The organism is Mesorhizobium sp. M7A.F.Ca.US.006.01.1.1 (assembly GCF_003997935.1).
GTDB lineage: Bacteria > Pseudomonadota > Alphaproteobacteria > Rhizobiales > Rhizobiaceae > Mesorhizobium.
On the sequence record NZ_RZQL01000038.1, the window covers coordinates 1 to 16,526 of the forward strand.

General features: G+C 56.4%; 13 protein-coding genes and 1 pseudogene. 9 read left to right on the plus strand and 5 right to left on the minus strand.

Annotation, left to right across the window (positions count from 1 at the left end):
• Positions 1–194: 194 nt before the first annotated feature.
• Together EN943_RS09520 and EN943_RS09525 are read left to right on the plus strand one after the other, a co-directional pair.
• Entirely contained in the window at positions 195–1,055 is an 861-nt protein-coding gene (locus EN943_RS09520) for an ATP-dependent DNA ligase (RefSeq protein ID WP_127412393.1), read from the plus strand.
• Positions 1,056–1,149: 94 nt separating this feature from the next.
• Positions 1,150–1,973, plus strand: a pseudogene (locus EN943_RS09525) (Ku protein).
• On the opposite strand, the gene EN943_RS09530 reads toward EN943_RS09525, so the two are convergent.
• The 3 genes from EN943_RS09530 to EN943_RS09540 all read right to left on the minus strand — a co-directional run bounded on the left by EN943_RS09530 (position 1,974) and on the right by EN943_RS09540 (position 3,679).
• Positions 1,974–2,666, minus strand: coding sequence for an SOS response-associated peptidase (locus EN943_RS09530; protein WP_127412394.1), 693 nt, complete (start codon positions 2,664–2,666; stop codon positions 1,974–1,976).
• Between the two features lie 9 nt (positions 2,667–2,675).
• Entirely contained in the window at positions 2,676–2,918 is a 243-nt protein-coding gene (locus EN943_RS09535) for a hypothetical protein (protein WP_127412395.1), read from the minus strand.
• 131 nt (positions 2,919–3,049) lie between these two features.
• Positions 3,050–3,679 (minus strand): hypothetical protein, encoded by a 630-nt coding sequence (locus EN943_RS09540; RefSeq protein WP_245475668.1) that lies wholly within the window; start codon positions 3,677–3,679, stop codon positions 3,050–3,052.
• Positions 3,680–4,607: 928 nt separating this feature from the next.
• Between EN943_RS09540 and rfbA the strand changes: the two genes are divergently transcribed.
• The 7 genes from rfbA to EN943_RS09585 all read left to right on the plus strand — a co-directional run bounded on the left by rfbA (position 4,608) and on the right by EN943_RS09585 (position 12,931).
• Entirely contained in the window at positions 4,608–5,489 is an 882-nt protein-coding gene (gene rfbA / locus EN943_RS09555) for a glucose-1-phosphate thymidylyltransferase RfbA (protein WP_127412398.1), read from the plus strand.
• Entirely contained in the window at positions 5,490–6,044 is a 555-nt protein-coding gene (rfbC, locus tag EN943_RS09560) for a dTDP-4-dehydrorhamnose 3,5-epimerase (protein WP_127412399.1), read from the plus strand.
• 22 nt (positions 6,045–6,066) lie between these two features.
• Entirely contained in the window at positions 6,067–7,137 is a 1,071-nt protein-coding gene (rfbB, locus tag EN943_RS09565; protein ID WP_127412400.1) for a dTDP-glucose 4,6-dehydratase, read from the plus strand.
• Positions 7,134–8,036 (plus strand): dTDP-4-dehydrorhamnose reductase, encoded by a 903-nt coding sequence (gene rfbD / locus EN943_RS09570; protein WP_127412401.1) that lies wholly within the window; start codon positions 7,134–7,136, stop codon positions 8,034–8,036. The genes rfbB and rfbD overlap by 4 nt, the downstream gene beginning before the upstream one ends.
• A complete protein-coding gene (locus EN943_RS09575; RefSeq protein ID WP_127412402.1) occupies positions 8,033–11,575 on the plus strand; it encodes a glycosyltransferase family 2 protein in 3,543 nt (1,180 codons plus the stop codon). The genes rfbD and EN943_RS09575 overlap by 4 nt, the downstream gene beginning before the upstream one ends.
• Positions 11,576–11,699: 124 nt before the next feature.
• Positions 11,700–11,984: a hypothetical protein gene (locus EN943_RS09580; protein ID WP_127412403.1), complete on the plus strand. Its 285-nt coding sequence runs from the start codon at positions 11,700–11,702 to the stop codon at positions 11,982–11,984.
• Positions 11,981–12,931, plus strand: coding sequence for a hypothetical protein (locus tag EN943_RS09585; RefSeq protein WP_245475670.1), 951 nt, complete (start codon positions 11,981–11,983; stop codon positions 12,929–12,931). The genes EN943_RS09580 and EN943_RS09585 overlap by 4 nt, the downstream gene beginning before the upstream one ends.
• Before the next feature lie 144 nt (positions 12,932–13,075).
• On the opposite strand, the gene EN943_RS09590 is transcribed toward EN943_RS09585, so the two are convergent.
• Together EN943_RS09590 and EN943_RS09595 are read right to left on the minus strand one after the other, a co-directional pair.
• Positions 13,076–15,595, minus strand: a complete 2,520-nt coding sequence (locus EN943_RS09590; RefSeq protein ID WP_127412404.1) for a hypothetical protein — start codon at positions 15,593–15,595, stop codon at positions 13,076–13,078.
• A complete protein-coding gene (locus tag EN943_RS09595; protein WP_127412405.1) occupies positions 15,592–16,524 on the minus strand; it encodes a lysylphosphatidylglycerol synthase domain-containing protein in 933 nt (310 codons plus the stop codon). The genes EN943_RS09590 and EN943_RS09595 overlap by 4 nt, the downstream gene beginning before the upstream one ends.
• Positions 16,525–16,526: the final 2 nt, after the last annotated feature.

A 16,526-nucleotide genomic window follows, 5' to 3' on the forward strand; every position in this document is an offset into this window, starting at 1 on the left:
GACGACGACGGTGACGGAGGGCGTCGGCCGGTTTGTCGAGTGGTACAAGGCGTATTTTGGGCGGGGACGGTAACCTGTTATTGGCGGCCCGAGTGCGCCTAGCTTTGTCATAGCTGTCGAACTTTCAATTCGTCTAAAATGTTCCGGAACTATTTTAGCGAGCGCTAATTGAATCGCAATATGCGAGTCAGCGCATGCCTCTGAAGTTCATCAAGCCCATGGAGCCCGAACTGGTTGACACGCCACCGCAGGGGGACGATTGGCTTCATGAGATCAAATTTGACGGGTATCGCACTCAGATTATCAAGGATGAAAATGGAGTTCGGCTGTTCACCAAGAACGGTTACGACTGGACCAGCCGCTATATCGAACTTGCCGGAGAGGCGGAGGCAATCGAGGCGGAGAGTTTCATCGTTGATGGCGAGACAATCACGGTCAATGAGGCCGGCCTGTCCGATTTTCACGCCCTGCAGTCAGCCGTCACCCGCCGTAAGCCGTCGCGCGACCTGTATCTGGTGGCGTTCGATCTTCTGCACTTGAACGGGCATGATTTGCGCAACATGCCGGTGGAAGACCGCCGCGAAATCCTGCAGGAACTGGTTCCAGCCGTTGGCCGCATCCAGGTCAGCAAAGCCATGCCCGGCACTGGCGACGCGGTTTATCACCTAGTCGACAGGGCAGGGCTGGAGGGCATGGTCTCAAAGCGTAAGGACAGCGTCTACCGCAGCGGACCGACGATGAACTGGCGCAAGATCAAGTGCTATGCCGAAAAGGAAATGGACATCATTGGCGTGCAGCGCGAGGCGGGAAAGCCCGCAATGGTGCTGATGGCCGACAAAGGTCGCTATGCCGGCGGCGCTTTCGTTGCCTTTAAAGCCGACAAGCGCCAGCGACTTTGGGATCGGGTGCAAGGGAAAGTCGGCGGACCAGTGCCCATCGGTCTAAAGAAAGAAAAGGCCGAATGGCTCAAGCCTGGTCTGGTCGGTCGCGTGCGGTTCCTGAAAGGCGAGGAGAAGCTTCGCCATGCGAAGCTGTTGGACTACCGGGAGGAATAATTCTTGGGCTGCGGAAAAGGAGTGCTGCCCACGTCGCGGAACAGAACCGTGTGGCTGACGTTGTGCCGACATCGGCACGTCTAGGAGAAACGGCATGGTGGCGCCACGCGCGGTCTGGAAGGGCTTTCTGAGGTCGGTTCCGTGTCATGCGGGGTGAAGATAGTTGGTGCCACAAGCGAGGCATCCAAGATCCACTTCAAGATTTTGAACCGCAAGGACGGTTTACCCGTCAAGAGTGCTTATGTCGACGAAGAGACCGGCGATGTTGTCGAAGCCGAAGATCAGATCAAAGGCTACGAAGCTGACAAGGGCGATTTCATCCACGTCGAGCCGGACGAGATCAAGAAACTGAAACTGACGTCCCAGCATACGCTTGATGTCGATTCCTTCGTTCCGGTTGCCGAGATCGACACACGTTATCTGGAGAAACCATACTACTTGATCCCGGCAGATGGCGCTTCCCTGGAGGCCTTTGCCGTCCTGCGCGACGCGATGGCCAAGAAGCGCGTCGCGGCACGCTCTTGCGTCGTACTCTATCAGCGCGGGCGCGAAGTGTTGATCCAACCCCTTGGTAAGGGGATGTTGCTGACCGAGCTGCGCACCCACAATGAGATGACGTCGGAAGACACTGTCTTCGATGACGTGAAAAGCCCAAAAGACGATGCGGATTTGCTCGAAATCGCAGGACTTCTCATCGACAAGAAGGTGACGAAGTTCGATCCTTCGAAATTCGAAGACACCTACGAGGATGCGCTGATTGCCATGATCGACGCCAAGCGCAAGGGCAAAAAGCCCCCGAAACCGGCGCCGAAACCCAAGGAGAACGTGGTCGACCTGGCCTCGGTTCTTCGAAAGAGCCTCGCCAAGGAAGGCATCAACCAAGACCGGCCAAAGGCCAAGAGCCGCAAATCAGCATAGTTAGAGAGGATTGATCGGCCCGACCAAGGCGGAATGGTCGTTGGGCTGCTTGTTGATCAGCGTCGCGTTGACGTCGCGGCCGACGCGATTGAACTGCAGTTGGCCGTCGATGTCGTGACTGAGAATGTCTTTCAAGTCGCCCTTGGGCGTCGCCGGATCCAGCCACGCATCATAGTAGGCATGGTCGAGGATGACCGGCTGCCGATCGTGCAGGTTCTTCATCGGGTCACCGGCGGGCTCGGTGATGATGGTGCAACTGGTGATGTCGAGGTTGGAGTTGTAGGCCCACAAGCCGGCAAATGAGAACGGCGCGTGGCCGGGCAAGTAGATATGCCAAGGGTCTTTCTTGCCGTCGGCTGGCGAGATGGTCCATTCGTAGAAGCCGTCGGCCGGGATCAGACAGCGCTTCGACTTGAACGCATCACGGAAGGCCGGGGCGGTATCGACGCCTTCGATCCTGGCGTTGAACATTGCAGCCTTGGGCATCTCTTTCGCCCAGAACGGCACGAGCCACCAGCGGCCCTCACGGAGCTTGTGACTGCCGTTTTCGCCGGCCGTGACGAACGGGACTTCCTCGGTCGGCGCGATGTTGTAGCGAGGAGCGTCGTTGCGGCCGATCTCCGCTGGCGCCGTCAGCCTATAGAGCCGGTGGATTTCCGACCAGGTCAGGTATCTGGTGTAGCGACCGCACATGCCTTGCCCCTAGTCGCGCAGGATCTCGGGAACAGTGAGCGGACCGAGATCAAGGATTCGCCCATACTCACCGGTGCGGCGCCAGATGCCCCGCACATTGCCATTTTCTCGATCGCGCTTCGGGTCGAACATGACGCCCTCGAAATGATCTCGGAACGCTGCTGCCGCTGTAGCTTCGGCGAAGCAATAGAGCCGGTATTCTCTATACTTTCCATTCGGCCATACCGCTTGCACCTGCCTGGTCTGGTACATGAATCCCCGTTCCTGACAGAACTTTGTGATTATGGTGAAGTTCCGGTCCGTGCAGGTATCATCGGGTAACGCAACCTGGTGCGGCCAATTCCGGTCGATGACCGATGGCGTCGGGATGCTCCGGCTGCGGGTTACCATGCCTGATCAAGAAAGCTAATTGCCTGAAGCCGCATAGCCGCTAGCGTCAGAGCAATCGCAGTGTTGGCCGGCGGCTTATCCATCTGAACGCTGCCGTCAAAGTAACGCCATGCCGCCACACTCCTGTCGTCATCTTCGTGCAAATCAATGATCCGGGCATCGCAGGGCTCTTGGTCGACCGCGATCTTCCAGCCCTTGAGGGATTTCTCAGTAATTGCGGCTACCTCGGCTAGATTAGCGGTGAGATAGGGCAGACCTATTTCGGCTGCCTCTTCCGGCGTTCCGGGCTCATTAACCCAACCCATCACATAGCAGATGTCGATGTCTAGTTGCCGATCAGGTCCGACTGCCGTTTCAAGACGCTCTATGATCTGAGGATAGAGCCGCTTCCTATCGGGCCACGTCGCCGGATTGACCGTTTTCACTTTCGGTTCACCGGGTCCAACAGCCAAGGCGCGATTTCGAACAACTTTTTCCTCGGGCCATCCGGCGCAGCAAGCTTCGCAAGCGGCGCGCTCAGCCAGGAACCAAACGCTTGCGGCTGCTTGCTCTTCCTCACTCGGCTTCTCGCCCACTGGAAACCCCTTCCTATCCCACAACTCAAGTGCAAGCACACCGCTCATAGAATCCTCGTAAGTAACTCCGGAATTTCTAAAAACCGCCTCGGCCGCGGCTATCCCGTGAGTGCATTCCTCGGGTGAAGCACCATCGATGATCAAGCGAAGTGGCATTTTGGCCTCGTAGCGGGAGTTGGTCCAATAGTGAACGAAAAGGGAACAAATGTCAATTCCCTCTCTTGACCGCAGAGGAATATTTTCCTCATTTGGAATGATGCCGGAACAACAACACAAATGGCCAAAAGGCGTCCCGTGGACCTTGATGCATGCGGACAACGCAGGACAAGTGGCGCGGGTCCGATGCGGCCTTTGCAATGTCAAACGGTTCTACAAGCCGAAGGAACTTCGAGAGGTGATCGGCAACGTCACCATTGACCAGTTGCGCACTAAGCTTCGCTGCCAAATATGCGGGCGCAAAGACTCGATGGACGCCGAGCTATTTCACCCGGTGGGGCAGGAACTCGAAACGATCCGGTTCCGACGGTTGGTTGAGATCAGATGGGAAAGGCGCGTGATCTGGACAGACGAGTAGCTGCGCCCCTCTGAAATCACATGGTCCCGCATATTTGGGTATTTGTGGGTATTTTTTTGGGTATCGTTTCTGCTCGTTTATTCCCTGGTCGATTATCCCATGCGAACGGCAGCACTTGCGATGACTTTCGCCCATATGAATGGCATCATCTTTCACAAGGATTCGCTGAGCGGTTCAGCCAAAGAGGCGAGTCGACCGAGGTCCTAGATGACAATCAGCTTGTTCCCGTCAGGCCGTCGGCTCTGGCAAGATGAGAGACTGGATTTGCCTGGAATGGGCTATGGGGTTGCTGCCGAAATCTGGTCCGGTCGTTTGCCGAACGCCGAGATTGACAAGCCACTGCATGGAACCTAAGCACGGGCGGCTAGGGCCGGGGGGTTCAGGCATGTCGAGGAGAGCTTCTTGAAAGGAATTATCCTTGCTGGAGGCAGTGGAACGCGTCTTTATCCACTAACATTAGCCGTCTCTAAGCAAATTCTGCCGATATACGACAAGCCGATGATCTATTATCCGCTGAGCGTTCTGATGCTCGCGGGTATCCGCGAAATTCTGATCATTTCGACGCCGCGTGACCTGCCGGTTTTTCGCGAACTGCTTGGCGATGGATCGGAGTTCGGCCTCGACCTGTCCTATGCCGAGCAACCGCAGCCCAACGGGCTGGCGGAAGCCTTCATCATCGGCCGCAGTTTCATCGGCAAGGACAACGTGTCGATGATCCTCGGCGACAACATCTATTTCGGCGATGGGCTGTCGCAGCTTTGCCGCGACGCTGCCTCGCGCGAAAAGGGCGCTTCGGTGTTCGCCTATCATGTCGAGGATCCCCAGCGTTATGGCGTGGTTTCCTTCGACAAGGCCACGGGAACGGCACTGACGATCGAGGAAAAGCCGCAGGTGCCGAAATCCAACTGGGCGGTCACCGGTCTCTACTTCTATGACAACGACGTCGTCGACATCGCCCCTGCCATCCGGCCCTCGGCGCGCGGCGAGCTCGAGATCACGGCGGTCAACAATGTCTACCTCGAGCGTGGCCAGTTGCATGTGCATCGGTTAGGGCGCGGCTTTGCCTGGCTCGACACCGGCACGCATGACAGCCTGCATGAGGCCTCGTCATTCGTGCGCACCATCGAGCACCGCCAGGGCATCAAGGTCGCTTGTCCCGAAGAGATCGCCTTTGAACAGGGGTGGCTGACCGTGGACCAGGTTCTGCGTCGCGCCGACCATTTGGGCAAGAATGAATATGCCGCCTATCTGCGCCGGCGTGTCGTCGACCTTTCGGAGGGCTAGGTGTTGGAAGTCAGGCCCCTTGGCATCGATGGCGTGCTGGAAATCGTTCCGAAGCGACATGGCGACGCGCGCGGCTTCTTCGTGGAAACCTACAATGCCGAGCGCTTTTCGCAGGCCGGCATAGACCTGGCTTTCGTGCAGGACAATCATTCCTATTCCGCCGCGGCGGGCGTCTTGCGAGGGCTTCACTACCAACTTCCGCCCCGCGCCCAGGACAAGCTGCTGCGCGTCATCCGGGGCAGCATTCTCGATGTCGCGGTCGACATTCGCCGCGGCTCGAAAACCTTCGGAAAATGGGTCGCTCTCGAAGTGTCGGCCGAAAAGGGCAATCAGATACTGGTGCCGAAAGGCTTCGCGCACGGCTTCGTGACGCTCGTGCCCGACACCGAGGTCCTGTACAAGGTGACCGACACATATTCACAGGCGCATGACCGGTCGATCCGTTTCGACGATCCCGCCATCGGCATCGAATGGCCGTCATTGACCGGCGGGTTCCAGCTCTCGGACAAGGACCTCAAGGCGCCGCTGCTGGCTGCCGCCGAGGTGTTCGCCTGATGGGTTATTTGAGGACAGCGGCATGAATTTTCTGGTGACGGGCGGTGCTGGCTTTATCGGTTCGGCGGTGTGCCGGCATCTATGCGCCAACCCGGCCTATCGGGTGACAAATCTCGACAAGCTTACCTATGCGGGAAACCTGGCCTCGCTGCGGCCGATCGAGAACGCACACAATTATCGCTTCGCGCAGGCCGACATCTGCGACGAAAGGGCCGTGCTCGACATCCTCCGGCGCGACGATATCGACATCGTCATGAACCTTGCCGCCGAGAGCCATGTCGACCGCTCGATTGATGGGCCGGGCGCCTTTATCGAGACCAACATCGTCGGCACCTACAAGATGCTCAATGCCGCGCTGGAATACTGGCGCGGCCTGCCCGAAGACAGGAAGAGTCATTTCCGCTTCCATCATGTCTCGACCGACGAGGTGTTCGGCGATCTTCCCTTCGATGGCGGCATGTTCGTCGAGGAAACGCCCTACGCGCCATCCTCGCCCTATTCAGCCTCGAAAGCGGCCTCGGACCATCTGGTGCGGGCCTGGCACGAAACCTATGGCCTGCCGGTCGTGCTTTCCAACTGCTCGAACAATTACGGACCCTATCACTTTCCCGAAAAGCTGATCCCGCTGGTCATCCTCAATGCGCTCGATGAAAAGCCGCTGCCGGTCTATGGCGCCGGCGCCAATGTGCGCGACTGGCTGTTCGTCGAGGATCACGCGCGCGCGCTGGAACTTGTCGCGACCAGGGGACTGCCGGGCGAAAGCTACAATGTCGGCGGTAATTCCGAGCGGACGAACCTTGGCGTCGTCGAGACGATCTGCGATCTCCTCGACAGCAGGCGGCCGCGGGCAGGGGGCAAGAGCTATCGCGACCTGATTTCCTTCGTCACCGACCGCCCCGGTCACGATCGCCGCTATGCCATCGACGCCTCGAAGATAGGCCGGGACCTGGGCTGGGCGCCCAATGAGAATTTCGACAGCGGCCTCGCCAAGACCGTCGACTGGTTTCTCGACAACAAATGGTGGTGGGGACCGATCCGCGAGCAGCGCTATGCCGGTGAACGGCTGGGCGAAGCACGCAAGGGGGCGGCGTGAGGCTGGTTGTCACCGGACGCGACGGGCAGGTCGCGGCAAGCCTCCTGGAGGCCGGCCAGGGGGCCGCCGGCGTTGAGGTCATCGCCATTGGCCGTCCGCAACTCGATCTGGCAAAACCCGACACGGTGATCGAAGCCATCGCGGCCGCGAAGCCTGATATCGTCGTGTCGGCTGCCGCCTACACGGCGGTGGATCAGGCCGAAGACGAGCCCGATCTGGCATTCGCGGTGAACGCCGTCGGCGCCGGCAAGGTGGCGCAAGCAGCAAGCCGCCTCGGCGTTCCCGTCATCCATCTTTCGACCGACTATGTCTTCGACGGCACCAAGGACGCCGCCTATGTCGAGACCGACGCGACCGCACCAACCAGCGTCTATGGCGCCTCCAAGCTTGCCGGCGAGCAGGCGGTTGCAGCAGCCAATCCGCGCCATCTGATCCTGCGCACGGCATGGGTCTACAGCCCGTTCGGCAAGAATTTCGTGAAAACCATGCTGCGGCTGGCCGCCGACCGCGACGAGATCGCGGTGGTGGCCGATCAGTGGGGAAATCCAACATCGGCACTTGATATCGCCGACGCGATCCTGCACGCGGCGGCACAGCTGCAGGAGGGCGCCGCCACATCCGGCCTCTATCATCTGGCCGGAACCGGCGAGGCCAACTGGAGCGGCTTTGCCCGTCATATCCTGGACACAAGCCGCGTGTTTGGTGGTCCTTGGGCGCGGGTACGGGACATTGCTACGATGGACTATCCGACCAAGGCGCGCCGCCCCGCCAATTCCCGGCTATCGAACGCGAAATTCGCCTCCATCTTCGGCTGGAACGCACCGGATTGGCGTCAATCGACCGAGGCGGTGGTGCGCCGGCTTCTCGACAGTGAGACGAAACAGGCATTGACGGCATGAACAAGCACTCGTCACCCGAGACCGTGCGCGATGGGATGCCTGCTGGCAAGGCACGCACCAAAGCGAAAACGGCACGGCCTGCAAAGCAGGACGTTTCACTTCGTGACCTGTACGACGCGCATCGCGGCAAAGTGTCGGATAAATGGTCGATCTATCTCAGCACCTATGACCATATTTTTTCAGAGTATCGAGACAGGCCGGTTCGAATCCTGGAAATCGGAGTTCAGAACGGCGGCTCCCTGGAGATATGGCAGAAATATTTCCCCAATGCGGAACTTATTCTTGGCTGCGATGTAAATGCAGACTGCGGAAATCTTGTTTTCGACGACAAGAGGATCGAGATATCCATAGGTGATGCCAACACTGATGAAGTCGAGCGCGATATCGTTTCGCGGTCGAAAAAATTCGATATTATCATTGATGACGGATCGCACCTGTCTTCGGATATAATACGCTCGTTCGCGCGATATTTCCCCCACCTTTCCGAAGGGGGCATGTACATCGCCGAAGATCTGCATTGCAGTTATTGGCAGGAGTTCGAGGGCGGTCTGTACGATCCGCTTTCCTCGATGTCGTTTTTCAAGCGCCTGCTTGATGTGGTCAACCATGAGCATTGGGGGCTGGATCGCCGTCGGGTCGATGCCTTGGCGACTTTCGCAGAGAGGCACCAAGTCGCATTCAACGAAGCTTCTCTCGCATCGGTTCATTCCGTCGAGTTCTTGAATTCGCTTTGCATTGTAACGAAGTTGCCAACTCCGGAAAACGTCCTGGGTGCGCGTAGCGTGCACGGGCAGGTCGCGCTCGCCGACGAGGGCATGGTTGCTCTCGACGAGACGAGGAGCAAGGCGACTGACCAAACCGGAAACCCATGGTCGCTGAGAACGACGACCATGGAAGCGGAAATCGAAACCAACAGGGCGTTGGTGGTAAGCCAGGAAGCACGCATCGAGGCCTATTCCGGTGAGATGGTCGAGATAAGCGAGCGGGTCAGAAGTCGCGAGGAAGAGATCGCTGCGCTGGAAGAAGAGATTGCTGCGCTGACGGTCGAGCGTGAGCAATTCCGCGTGGCCGCGCAAGCACTGCAGTTGGCCGGCGCGAATCTCGCCGCAAGGGACCAGGACATCGCGACGCTTCGGCGTGAGTTGCAGGAGCGCGAACATAAGCTGCAGGAACGCGACCGGCAGATGGCCCTTTTGAATCACGAAATCGAATTGGTTCACAGCAGCCGGACCTGGCGATACCGATCGATCTGGAAGAGGCTTGTGTCACCCCCAACTGACGCAATTCTTTATGCCGGACGGACCATTACGCTCAACGCACTTCATCACCTGGAAGGCGTGCCATTGGGCAAGGGGGCGACGGAGTGGACAATAACGGGCGATGATCCGCAGTTCGAACTCCTCTGTCCGGGCTCCCGGCCTTTGCCCCCCGGACACTACAGGCTCAGCGTACGCGTCCCGGCTGAAACGGACGCGTTGACTGACGCGCGCCTCTATGTTGACAGCGGCAGGGGGTACAACGAAATCGAACGGATCGATCTGCGGTTTCTTTTGAACGGCAAAGGCCTGGCAGCGGCGACCTTCCCGCTTAATGTAGCAGCCTTGAACCTGCGTTTCGATCCAAGCGACCGTGCCGGCCAGATCACGATCGGCCGTGTCCGGCTGCGTCGGCTGGGGCGGATCGAATATTATGCTCGTCTTGTCGCCGGGCTAGCCTCCCGCCACCTGACAAGCCCTCGTTCTCTCGGGCGGTTTGCCGCGCGTGCTGTAAAAATCTTGAGGCAAGGCGGCCTCAGGGGATTTGCGGCCACCCTCCGATCCGCGGAAGCACGAGGCGCACTGGGGGGTGCTACATATGAAGGGTGGATTGCGCTCAACGATACGCCAACGGACCTCGACGTTGCGGACATGAGGCGGCGGTTGGCTCTGTTGGAGAAGCCGCCGCTCATTTCGGTACTCATGCCTGTCTACAATACTCCAGAGAGCCTCCTGCGGGGGGCGATCGAGAGCGTCCGCGCCCAGAGCCATGAGAACTGGGAGTTGTGCATAGCGGACGATTGCTCGACGGAGCCGCATGTGCGGCGCATTTTGAACGAATATAGGAAACGCGATCCGCGCATCAAAATCGTCTTTCGCGATAAGAACGGCCATATCTCGCATGCATCCAATTCTGCCCTGGAACTGGTTACTGGCGAGTGGGTTGCGTTGCTCGACCACGACGATCTTCTGCGCTCGCACGCGCTGGCCGAGATCGTGCTGGAAATCGATCGCCATCCTGACGCCGAACTGATCTACAGCGATGAAGACAAGATCGATGCGGAAGGCAGGCGCTATGCCCCCTGTTTCAAGCCGGATTTCTCGCGGGAGCTTTTCCGCTCACAGAACTATCTGAATCACCTCACCGTGCACCGGGCGGAAAATATCCGCGCCGTCGGCGGCTGGCGCCCCGGCTTCGAGGGCAGCCAGGACTATGATCTCAATCTGCGCGTCTTCGAGCGCATTGGCCCTGAAAGAATTAGGCACATTCCGAAGGTGCTCTACCATTGGCGCGCGGTGGAAGGCTCGACAGCGCTTGGCGGTTCGCAGAAAAGCTACGCCTATGTGGCTGGGTTGCGTGCGCTGGAAGAACATGTCGAACGCATGAATATCCCGGCGAAAGCTGAGGAAGCTCCCGGCACACCCTTTTACCGCCTTCGGTTTTTCGTCCCCGAACCGCAGCCGCTCGTAAGCCTGATCATCCCAACGCGCGACAAGGTTGAACTCCTTCGCAATTGTGTGGAGTCCATCCGCGAAAAGACCACCTACGGGAATTACGAGATTCTGGTGGTCGACAATGGCTCGATGGAGGAGGAGACGCTCGCTTATTTCAGGGAACTGAAGAAAGCGAAGAATGTCCGTGTGCTCCGTTACGACAAGCCGTTCAACTATTCCGCGATCAACAATTTCGCCGTGGGAAAAGCGAAGGGCTCGATCATCGGCCTCGTCAACAACGACATCGAGGTGATCTCGCCGGACTGGCTGACGGAAATGGCCTCCTGGGCCGTCCAGCCGGATGTGGGTTGTGTCGGCGCCAAGCTCTATTATGCCAATGACACGGTTCAGCATGGCGGGGTGATTGTTGGAGTGGGCGGTGTCGCCGGTCATTCGCATAAGCACTTCCCGCGCCATCATCCAGGATATTTTAGCAGACTGAAGGTCCTGCAGAACCTCTCCGCTGTCACCGCAGCCTGTCTGCTGATCCGCAAAAGCGTGTTCGAAGAGGTCGGGGGCCTCAATGAGATCGACCTGACGGTCGCCTTCAACGATGTGGACCTTTGCCTGAAAGTGCAGGAAGCGGGCTACACAAACGTCTGGACGCCCTATGCGGAGCTTTACCACCTTGAAAGCATCTCTCGCGGCGCCGAGGATGCTCCGGAAAAAATGGCGCGTTTCAAGAGTGAGATTATGTATATGCAAAGACGGTGGAAAAAGATCATTGAACATGATCCTTTCTATTCGCCGAACTTGACAAGAGGGCGCGAAGATTTCTCGCTAGGCTGACATCGGAGAGGATAGAATGGCCAGGGTCGGCTTCAATGTGAAGAAATTATTCGACGCCGACGCTTCGGTTCTCGATGAGCATGTGCTCGGCCAGTCTATGTATGTGATGAGGAAATAAAATCAGATGCGGTTCTTCCGGAAGTCTCCCTCAGCGCTAGAGCCGCGCACCAAGAACATTACCTCGGCGTTGAACCTTGCCGGAAAGGGCATCGAATATGGCCCCTTGCATGCCGCACTTCTACGGAAGCCGCATTACGACGTTTCCTATGTGGACCATGCTGACCGCGCTTCCCTAATGCAACACTATGCCAACGATCCTAACGTCGACATCAGCCTGATACCTGAGATCGACATCGTCACCGGCGGCAAGCTGATTTCTGAATTTCTCCAAACATTTGAAAAGATATGAGGGGCTATGGCCTTTCGAAATCAAGGCCGAAGGTGCTGAACAAACGTTCCCGGTACCAAGATATGATTCAAGAGAATATGGCGACGATGGGCATTTATCTGGATGTCGATTTCTATCGAAACAGCTATGCCGATTTGGCTCATATGAGCGACGAACATCTCCACGATCATTTTATGAAGCATGGCGCTCAAGAGGGGCGGTTGGGCACGCGCATGTCATTGCGCGAGCACTTTCTAAATGAAGTGAGATCAAACCGCTCGATCCTCGAAATCGGCCCGTTCTGTAACCCCCAGGTGACTGGCGGAAACGTTCGGTATTTCGACGTCCTTGATAGTCAACAATTGGTCGCCAGGGCCGAGCAGATCGGGTATCCAATAAAGGCTGTTCCACAAATTCACTACACGTCACCCGTCGGCGATCTTTCGGTGGTTCCCGACAGGTTCGCTGCTGCGATCAGTTGTCACTGTATCGAACACCAACCCGATTTGATCCACCATCTTCAGCAGGTCGCAAATATCCTGGACGATGGCGGACGATACTACGTGATCGTTCCGGACAAGCGCTATTGCTTTGATCACTTCATTCCCGAATCCACGATTGCCGATTTTCTGGACGCACATTTTTCGCAGCGCAGAACGCACAGTCTCGCTAGTGTGATCGAACATCGCGCCCTGACTGTGCATAATGATTGCGTTCGGCATTGGCAGGGTGACCATGGTACCCCGTTGCAATCTTCAGAAATTGTGAACCGCGTACGCGTTGCGATTGAAGAATATAAGCAAGCCGATGGCGGCTATGTCGATGTCCACGCATGGCAGTTTACACCGGACGGCTTTCAGCGCGACATCCAAGCCTTATATGAACTCGGCTACTCGCCATTACGCCCGTCGAAAGTGCATGCGACATCGCGTAACCGAAATGAATTCACTGCTATCTTGTCGCGCTAAAGCAGACCGCTCTTCTACATCTCGGCATTCGGACGATGAATTCGTGCAGATTACCCAAAGTCAGTCGGAAGGGCTGGAGCGGTAAGAAGTCTTTGTTAAAGAAACGTGCCGATTAAGAGGTTGGTCGTATAATTGAGACTCCCTTCAAGCATTTTTTCCGGTGCCCGTTTGTAGCCTGAAAATTCTGCCATTCACCATGATTAGGAGAATGACCGAAACCACAAAGCCGGCAATGCAGAATTCCAGCGTTCTCAGCAGATAACTGCTATCATAATAGAAACGAATTTTGCTTCGCCCATTCACCTCAACGGCAGGAAAAAAATCTAAAAACTTTTTTAGCTCTACGGGCTTTCCATCCAGCGTGGCTCGCCAATATTTGTTGGTGCGGATGGGGAAAATGATCCACCCATGTGTTGCGCCTGAATATTCCACTGTCACGTCATCCGGTCGATATGTTGCAAGTCGCACCGAGCCAAAATCTGCTTCCGGTTGCCCGTCTAACCCATGCACATAATAGCCTGAGCCTAGAACCGCGTGATTTTCGACAACATCGATGCCCGGCTCCACCGGCGTGATAGAGAAATTTTGAGGAAGATGAGTTTTCTCAATAACTCTAATTTTTGGGATGCCGGGAAATACACTCAACCCAACTTGATAGGTTGCCCCTCCGGCGGTTTCGAAGGCCCATGCACTGAGTAACTTTTGGCTGTCGGGTTTGGTCATCGAAATGACGTACCGATAGGTGCTGGCCACAAGGGGGACATCTTGATTGAATTGAAATGTGGCGAATTGATTGTTTCGTATCGCCTTCGGCGGTAATTCGGCGTGAGCTACCAGAAGCTCATCTTTGTAAAGGTCAAACGTCAATGCCGAAGGGGCGTAGTCCTGATCATATGTTCCGAATAACACCTGTACGTTCGTGGCGCTCATGGGCTTGTCGATTAACAAGTCACCTGTGAGGGCGCCCTTGTTGAGGGGGAGGGTGGGCCTTTGACCAGTTCCAGAGGTTTCATGTGCCAATTCGGTGGCGCATCCACCTTTGACGAGAAAAAATCGGACAGCAGCATAGGTAATTCCTCGGCTGGAGAAATTAATGTCCGAGCATTGAATGACGGAGGCGGTATATGTTGTCTGATAAGAAGGCGCTATGTCCTGAGCTATTTTCTTTTGAGCATCGGTGCGAAAGCCATGAGCAAATAACTCTGGCAATCGATAGTTCGACAAAGAACCAGAAACAAGAAAGCTGTCATCGGAAACAATGCTTTGACCAGGAAGAATTTTAGACAACACATATGATATTGACGGGGTTTCTGGGAAGAATGTCTCGATGTCGGGTCTCGCATTGATTTGCCTGAACCAGTAGCCGAGATTAATTGCCTGAAGTAGGCATATGAACAGAACGAAATGTGATTTGTAATAAGGCTCGTATTTTGGGGATGTGGGAGATATGTAATTAATCGCATAGGAAGAGAGTATGGCTACTGATAATCCAAAAAGTATAGATGCTCTGCTCCAGGTGTTTAAATCGAATCCAGGGATTAATTTCACGAGGTTGGCAGGCGCTGCGCCAAATGCTGTTGCAATTGTGAATATTGCAATGATTAATCCAAAGAGGGCGAATCGATTTCGTGTCCGAAAGATTATGTATATCGCAAGGATAGTGAGTAGGGCGGCTGGTATTCCAGCCGAAAAAGTGCGCTCGACACCTAAATGATCTGAAAAATCAGAGCCAAACATATAGATAATGTCGTAAGGGGAGAATGCTGTTCCACTTGTTCGGCTAGACAAATCGGTTGAATCGAGAATGTCTCTGGTTTGCAAGAGGCCGGGGAGGGCTAGGAATGCACCGGCAATGCCTGCGCAGCCGAGCCCGACAATTCGCCTGATCGGGAGCTGATTGATGCCGATGCTCCTGAGTTCGGCAAGAAGAACTACGATTCCCAGTATCAGTGACGAGATGGCACCAAGGAGGGCCACAAATGGAAAGCCGCCTAGGCCCATCAAGGCTACGCTGAAAGTGAATCCTAAGGCCCAACTCAAACGGCCTGTCTGCCAGTATCGGAGTTGAGTGGCGAGAACCCATGGAATAAGAGCGCTCGTTGTCAGGTGCGGCCAATGTGCCCATGCGATGTTGAAACCGCAAAATGCGAATACCATGGCGCCAAAAACTGCCGCCCTGCGATTACTGAACATGAAGAACAGCAGGAAATAAGTGCCAAAGGCAGCCAGGAGATAGTTGGTAAGAATTGCGAACGTGTAGCCCATGGCCTCATTGGGGGTTAGCGCATAAATTAGAAAGGGTATTGAAAGGCCTTCGTAGATCGGCGACTGGATGCCTGTTGCGCCCAGTTGATGGACGGGGTTCCATAGTGGGAGATGTCCTTCCCATAACTCTCGCCTAAACTCTCGCCAGTTCGGCAGGCGGTGATCCAGCGCGTCAGAACGCTCTGCATTGATAAGTGGGGTGTCGATCCCAGCATTGTCCCATCCTGGATAAGCCAGCAGCAGATCCATTGGTGCCAGCGTTTGCCGAAAAGGATTGACGCCAACAATCCCCAGGACGAGGACGAAAAGAAGCATCATCGAAATGAGGTGTCGCAGAAATGGGGTCTCTCCCAGCAAATGGCTGTTTTGCACGGGCGCTTCCCCCATTTGCGTGTTCATGCGTTCTTCCCCTTTTGCAATATCAATTCCACCAGGGCGACCAGGCAGTCTCCGAGAACGGTGACGAGCCGGTTGCCGAGAGCAACCGCGGTGGCTGCCGGAGGCGGCAGGCCCGCGGCGGCAAGCCCCATGATCAGGACTGCTTCACGCACCCCAAGCCCACCCGGCGCTCCCGGAACGACAAAGCCAATGAGCCAGGCAGCCGCTCCTATGCCGACCAGCTCGGCCACATGCCCCGCATCGTCCAGGGTTCTGGAAAGCGCAACGATCAGCAACCCATTGCCGATGAAAAACAGTGCATAGAGAAGAAAGGCTTCGGCAGAGACGATTAGCGCTCTTCTCCCGATGCCGGCGATCCTGAAGCGAAACAAAAGCGCTGTCCCGACGGCAAGCGCCAAAAGCCCGGCGGCGATTATTCCCGCAAGCAATCTAGGGTTATCGAGACCATAGCGCGCATAGGCATCCTGGAAAACCGGCCATGCCAGCAAGGCGGCCAACGTTCCTGCGGCAAGGACGATAATGGACAATTCCCCTATCTGGGCAAAGGCAAGCGCCTTGTTCGATGCTCCGGCATTGCGGGCGAGGGCAAACCGGCCAACCATATGCATCACGTTGCTCGGCAGGTATTTGTAGATCTGCGTCTTCCCAAAGATGCCAAGCGCACGACCCAGCCCAAGCGACGGCCCGTCAACGGCAACCAGGAAGCGATACCAGGCGATGCCGACCAGTTGCAGGATGACAGCATAGGCGAGGGCGCAGCCCGGTATGGCGATCAGAAAAAGTGGTGAGATGAGTTGTCGTTGCAGGTCGCCGAAGGAGCGATGGATCGCCAATCCTACGAAGACAAGCGCGGCAAGGCTGACAATCAGACCCCCGGCGCGAATTATTGAATTCAGCTTTTTGCTTTTGGCTGATGGTGCCGTCTGCATTG

What these genes read in the sequence shown, in the direction of transcription:
- EN943_RS09520 (WP_127412393.1), top strand. Translation starts at nt 195, where the DNA reads ATGCCTCTGAAGTTCATCAAGCCCATGGAGCCCGAACTGGTTGACACG.
- EN943_RS09530 (WP_127412394.1), bottom strand. Translation starts at nt 2,666, where the DNA reads ATGTGCGGTCGCTACACCAGATACCTGACCTGGTCGGAAATCCACCGG.
- EN943_RS09535 (WP_127412395.1), bottom strand. Translation starts at nt 2,918, where the DNA reads ATGTACCAGACCAGGCAGGTGCAAGCGGTATGGCCGAATGGAAAGTAT.
- EN943_RS09540 (WP_245475668.1), bottom strand. Translation starts at nt 3,679, where the DNA reads ATGAGCGGTGTGCTTGCACTTGAGTTGTGGGATAGGAAGGGGTTTCCA.
- rfbB (WP_127412400.1), top strand. Translation starts at nt 6,067, where the DNA reads ATGAATTTTCTGGTGACGGGCGGTGCTGGCTTTATCGGTTCGGCGGTG.
- EN943_RS09575 (WP_127412402.1), top strand. Translation starts at nt 8,033, where the DNA reads ATGAACAAGCACTCGTCACCCGAGACCGTGCGCGATGGGATGCCTGCT.
- EN943_RS09580 (WP_127412403.1), top strand. Translation starts at nt 11,700, where the DNA reads ATGCGGTTCTTCCGGAAGTCTCCCTCAGCGCTAGAGCCGCGCACCAAG.
- EN943_RS09585 (WP_245475670.1), top strand. Translation starts at nt 11,981, where the DNA reads ATGAGGGGCTATGGCCTTTCGAAATCAAGGCCGAAGGTGCTGAACAAA.
- EN943_RS09590 (WP_127412404.1), bottom strand. Translation starts at nt 15,595, where the DNA reads ATGAACACGCAAATGGGGGAAGCGCCCGTGCAAAACAGCCATTTGCTG.
- EN943_RS09595 (WP_127412405.1), bottom strand. Translation starts at nt 16,524, where the DNA reads ATGCAGACGGCACCATCAGCCAAAAGCAAAAAGCTGAATTCAATAATT.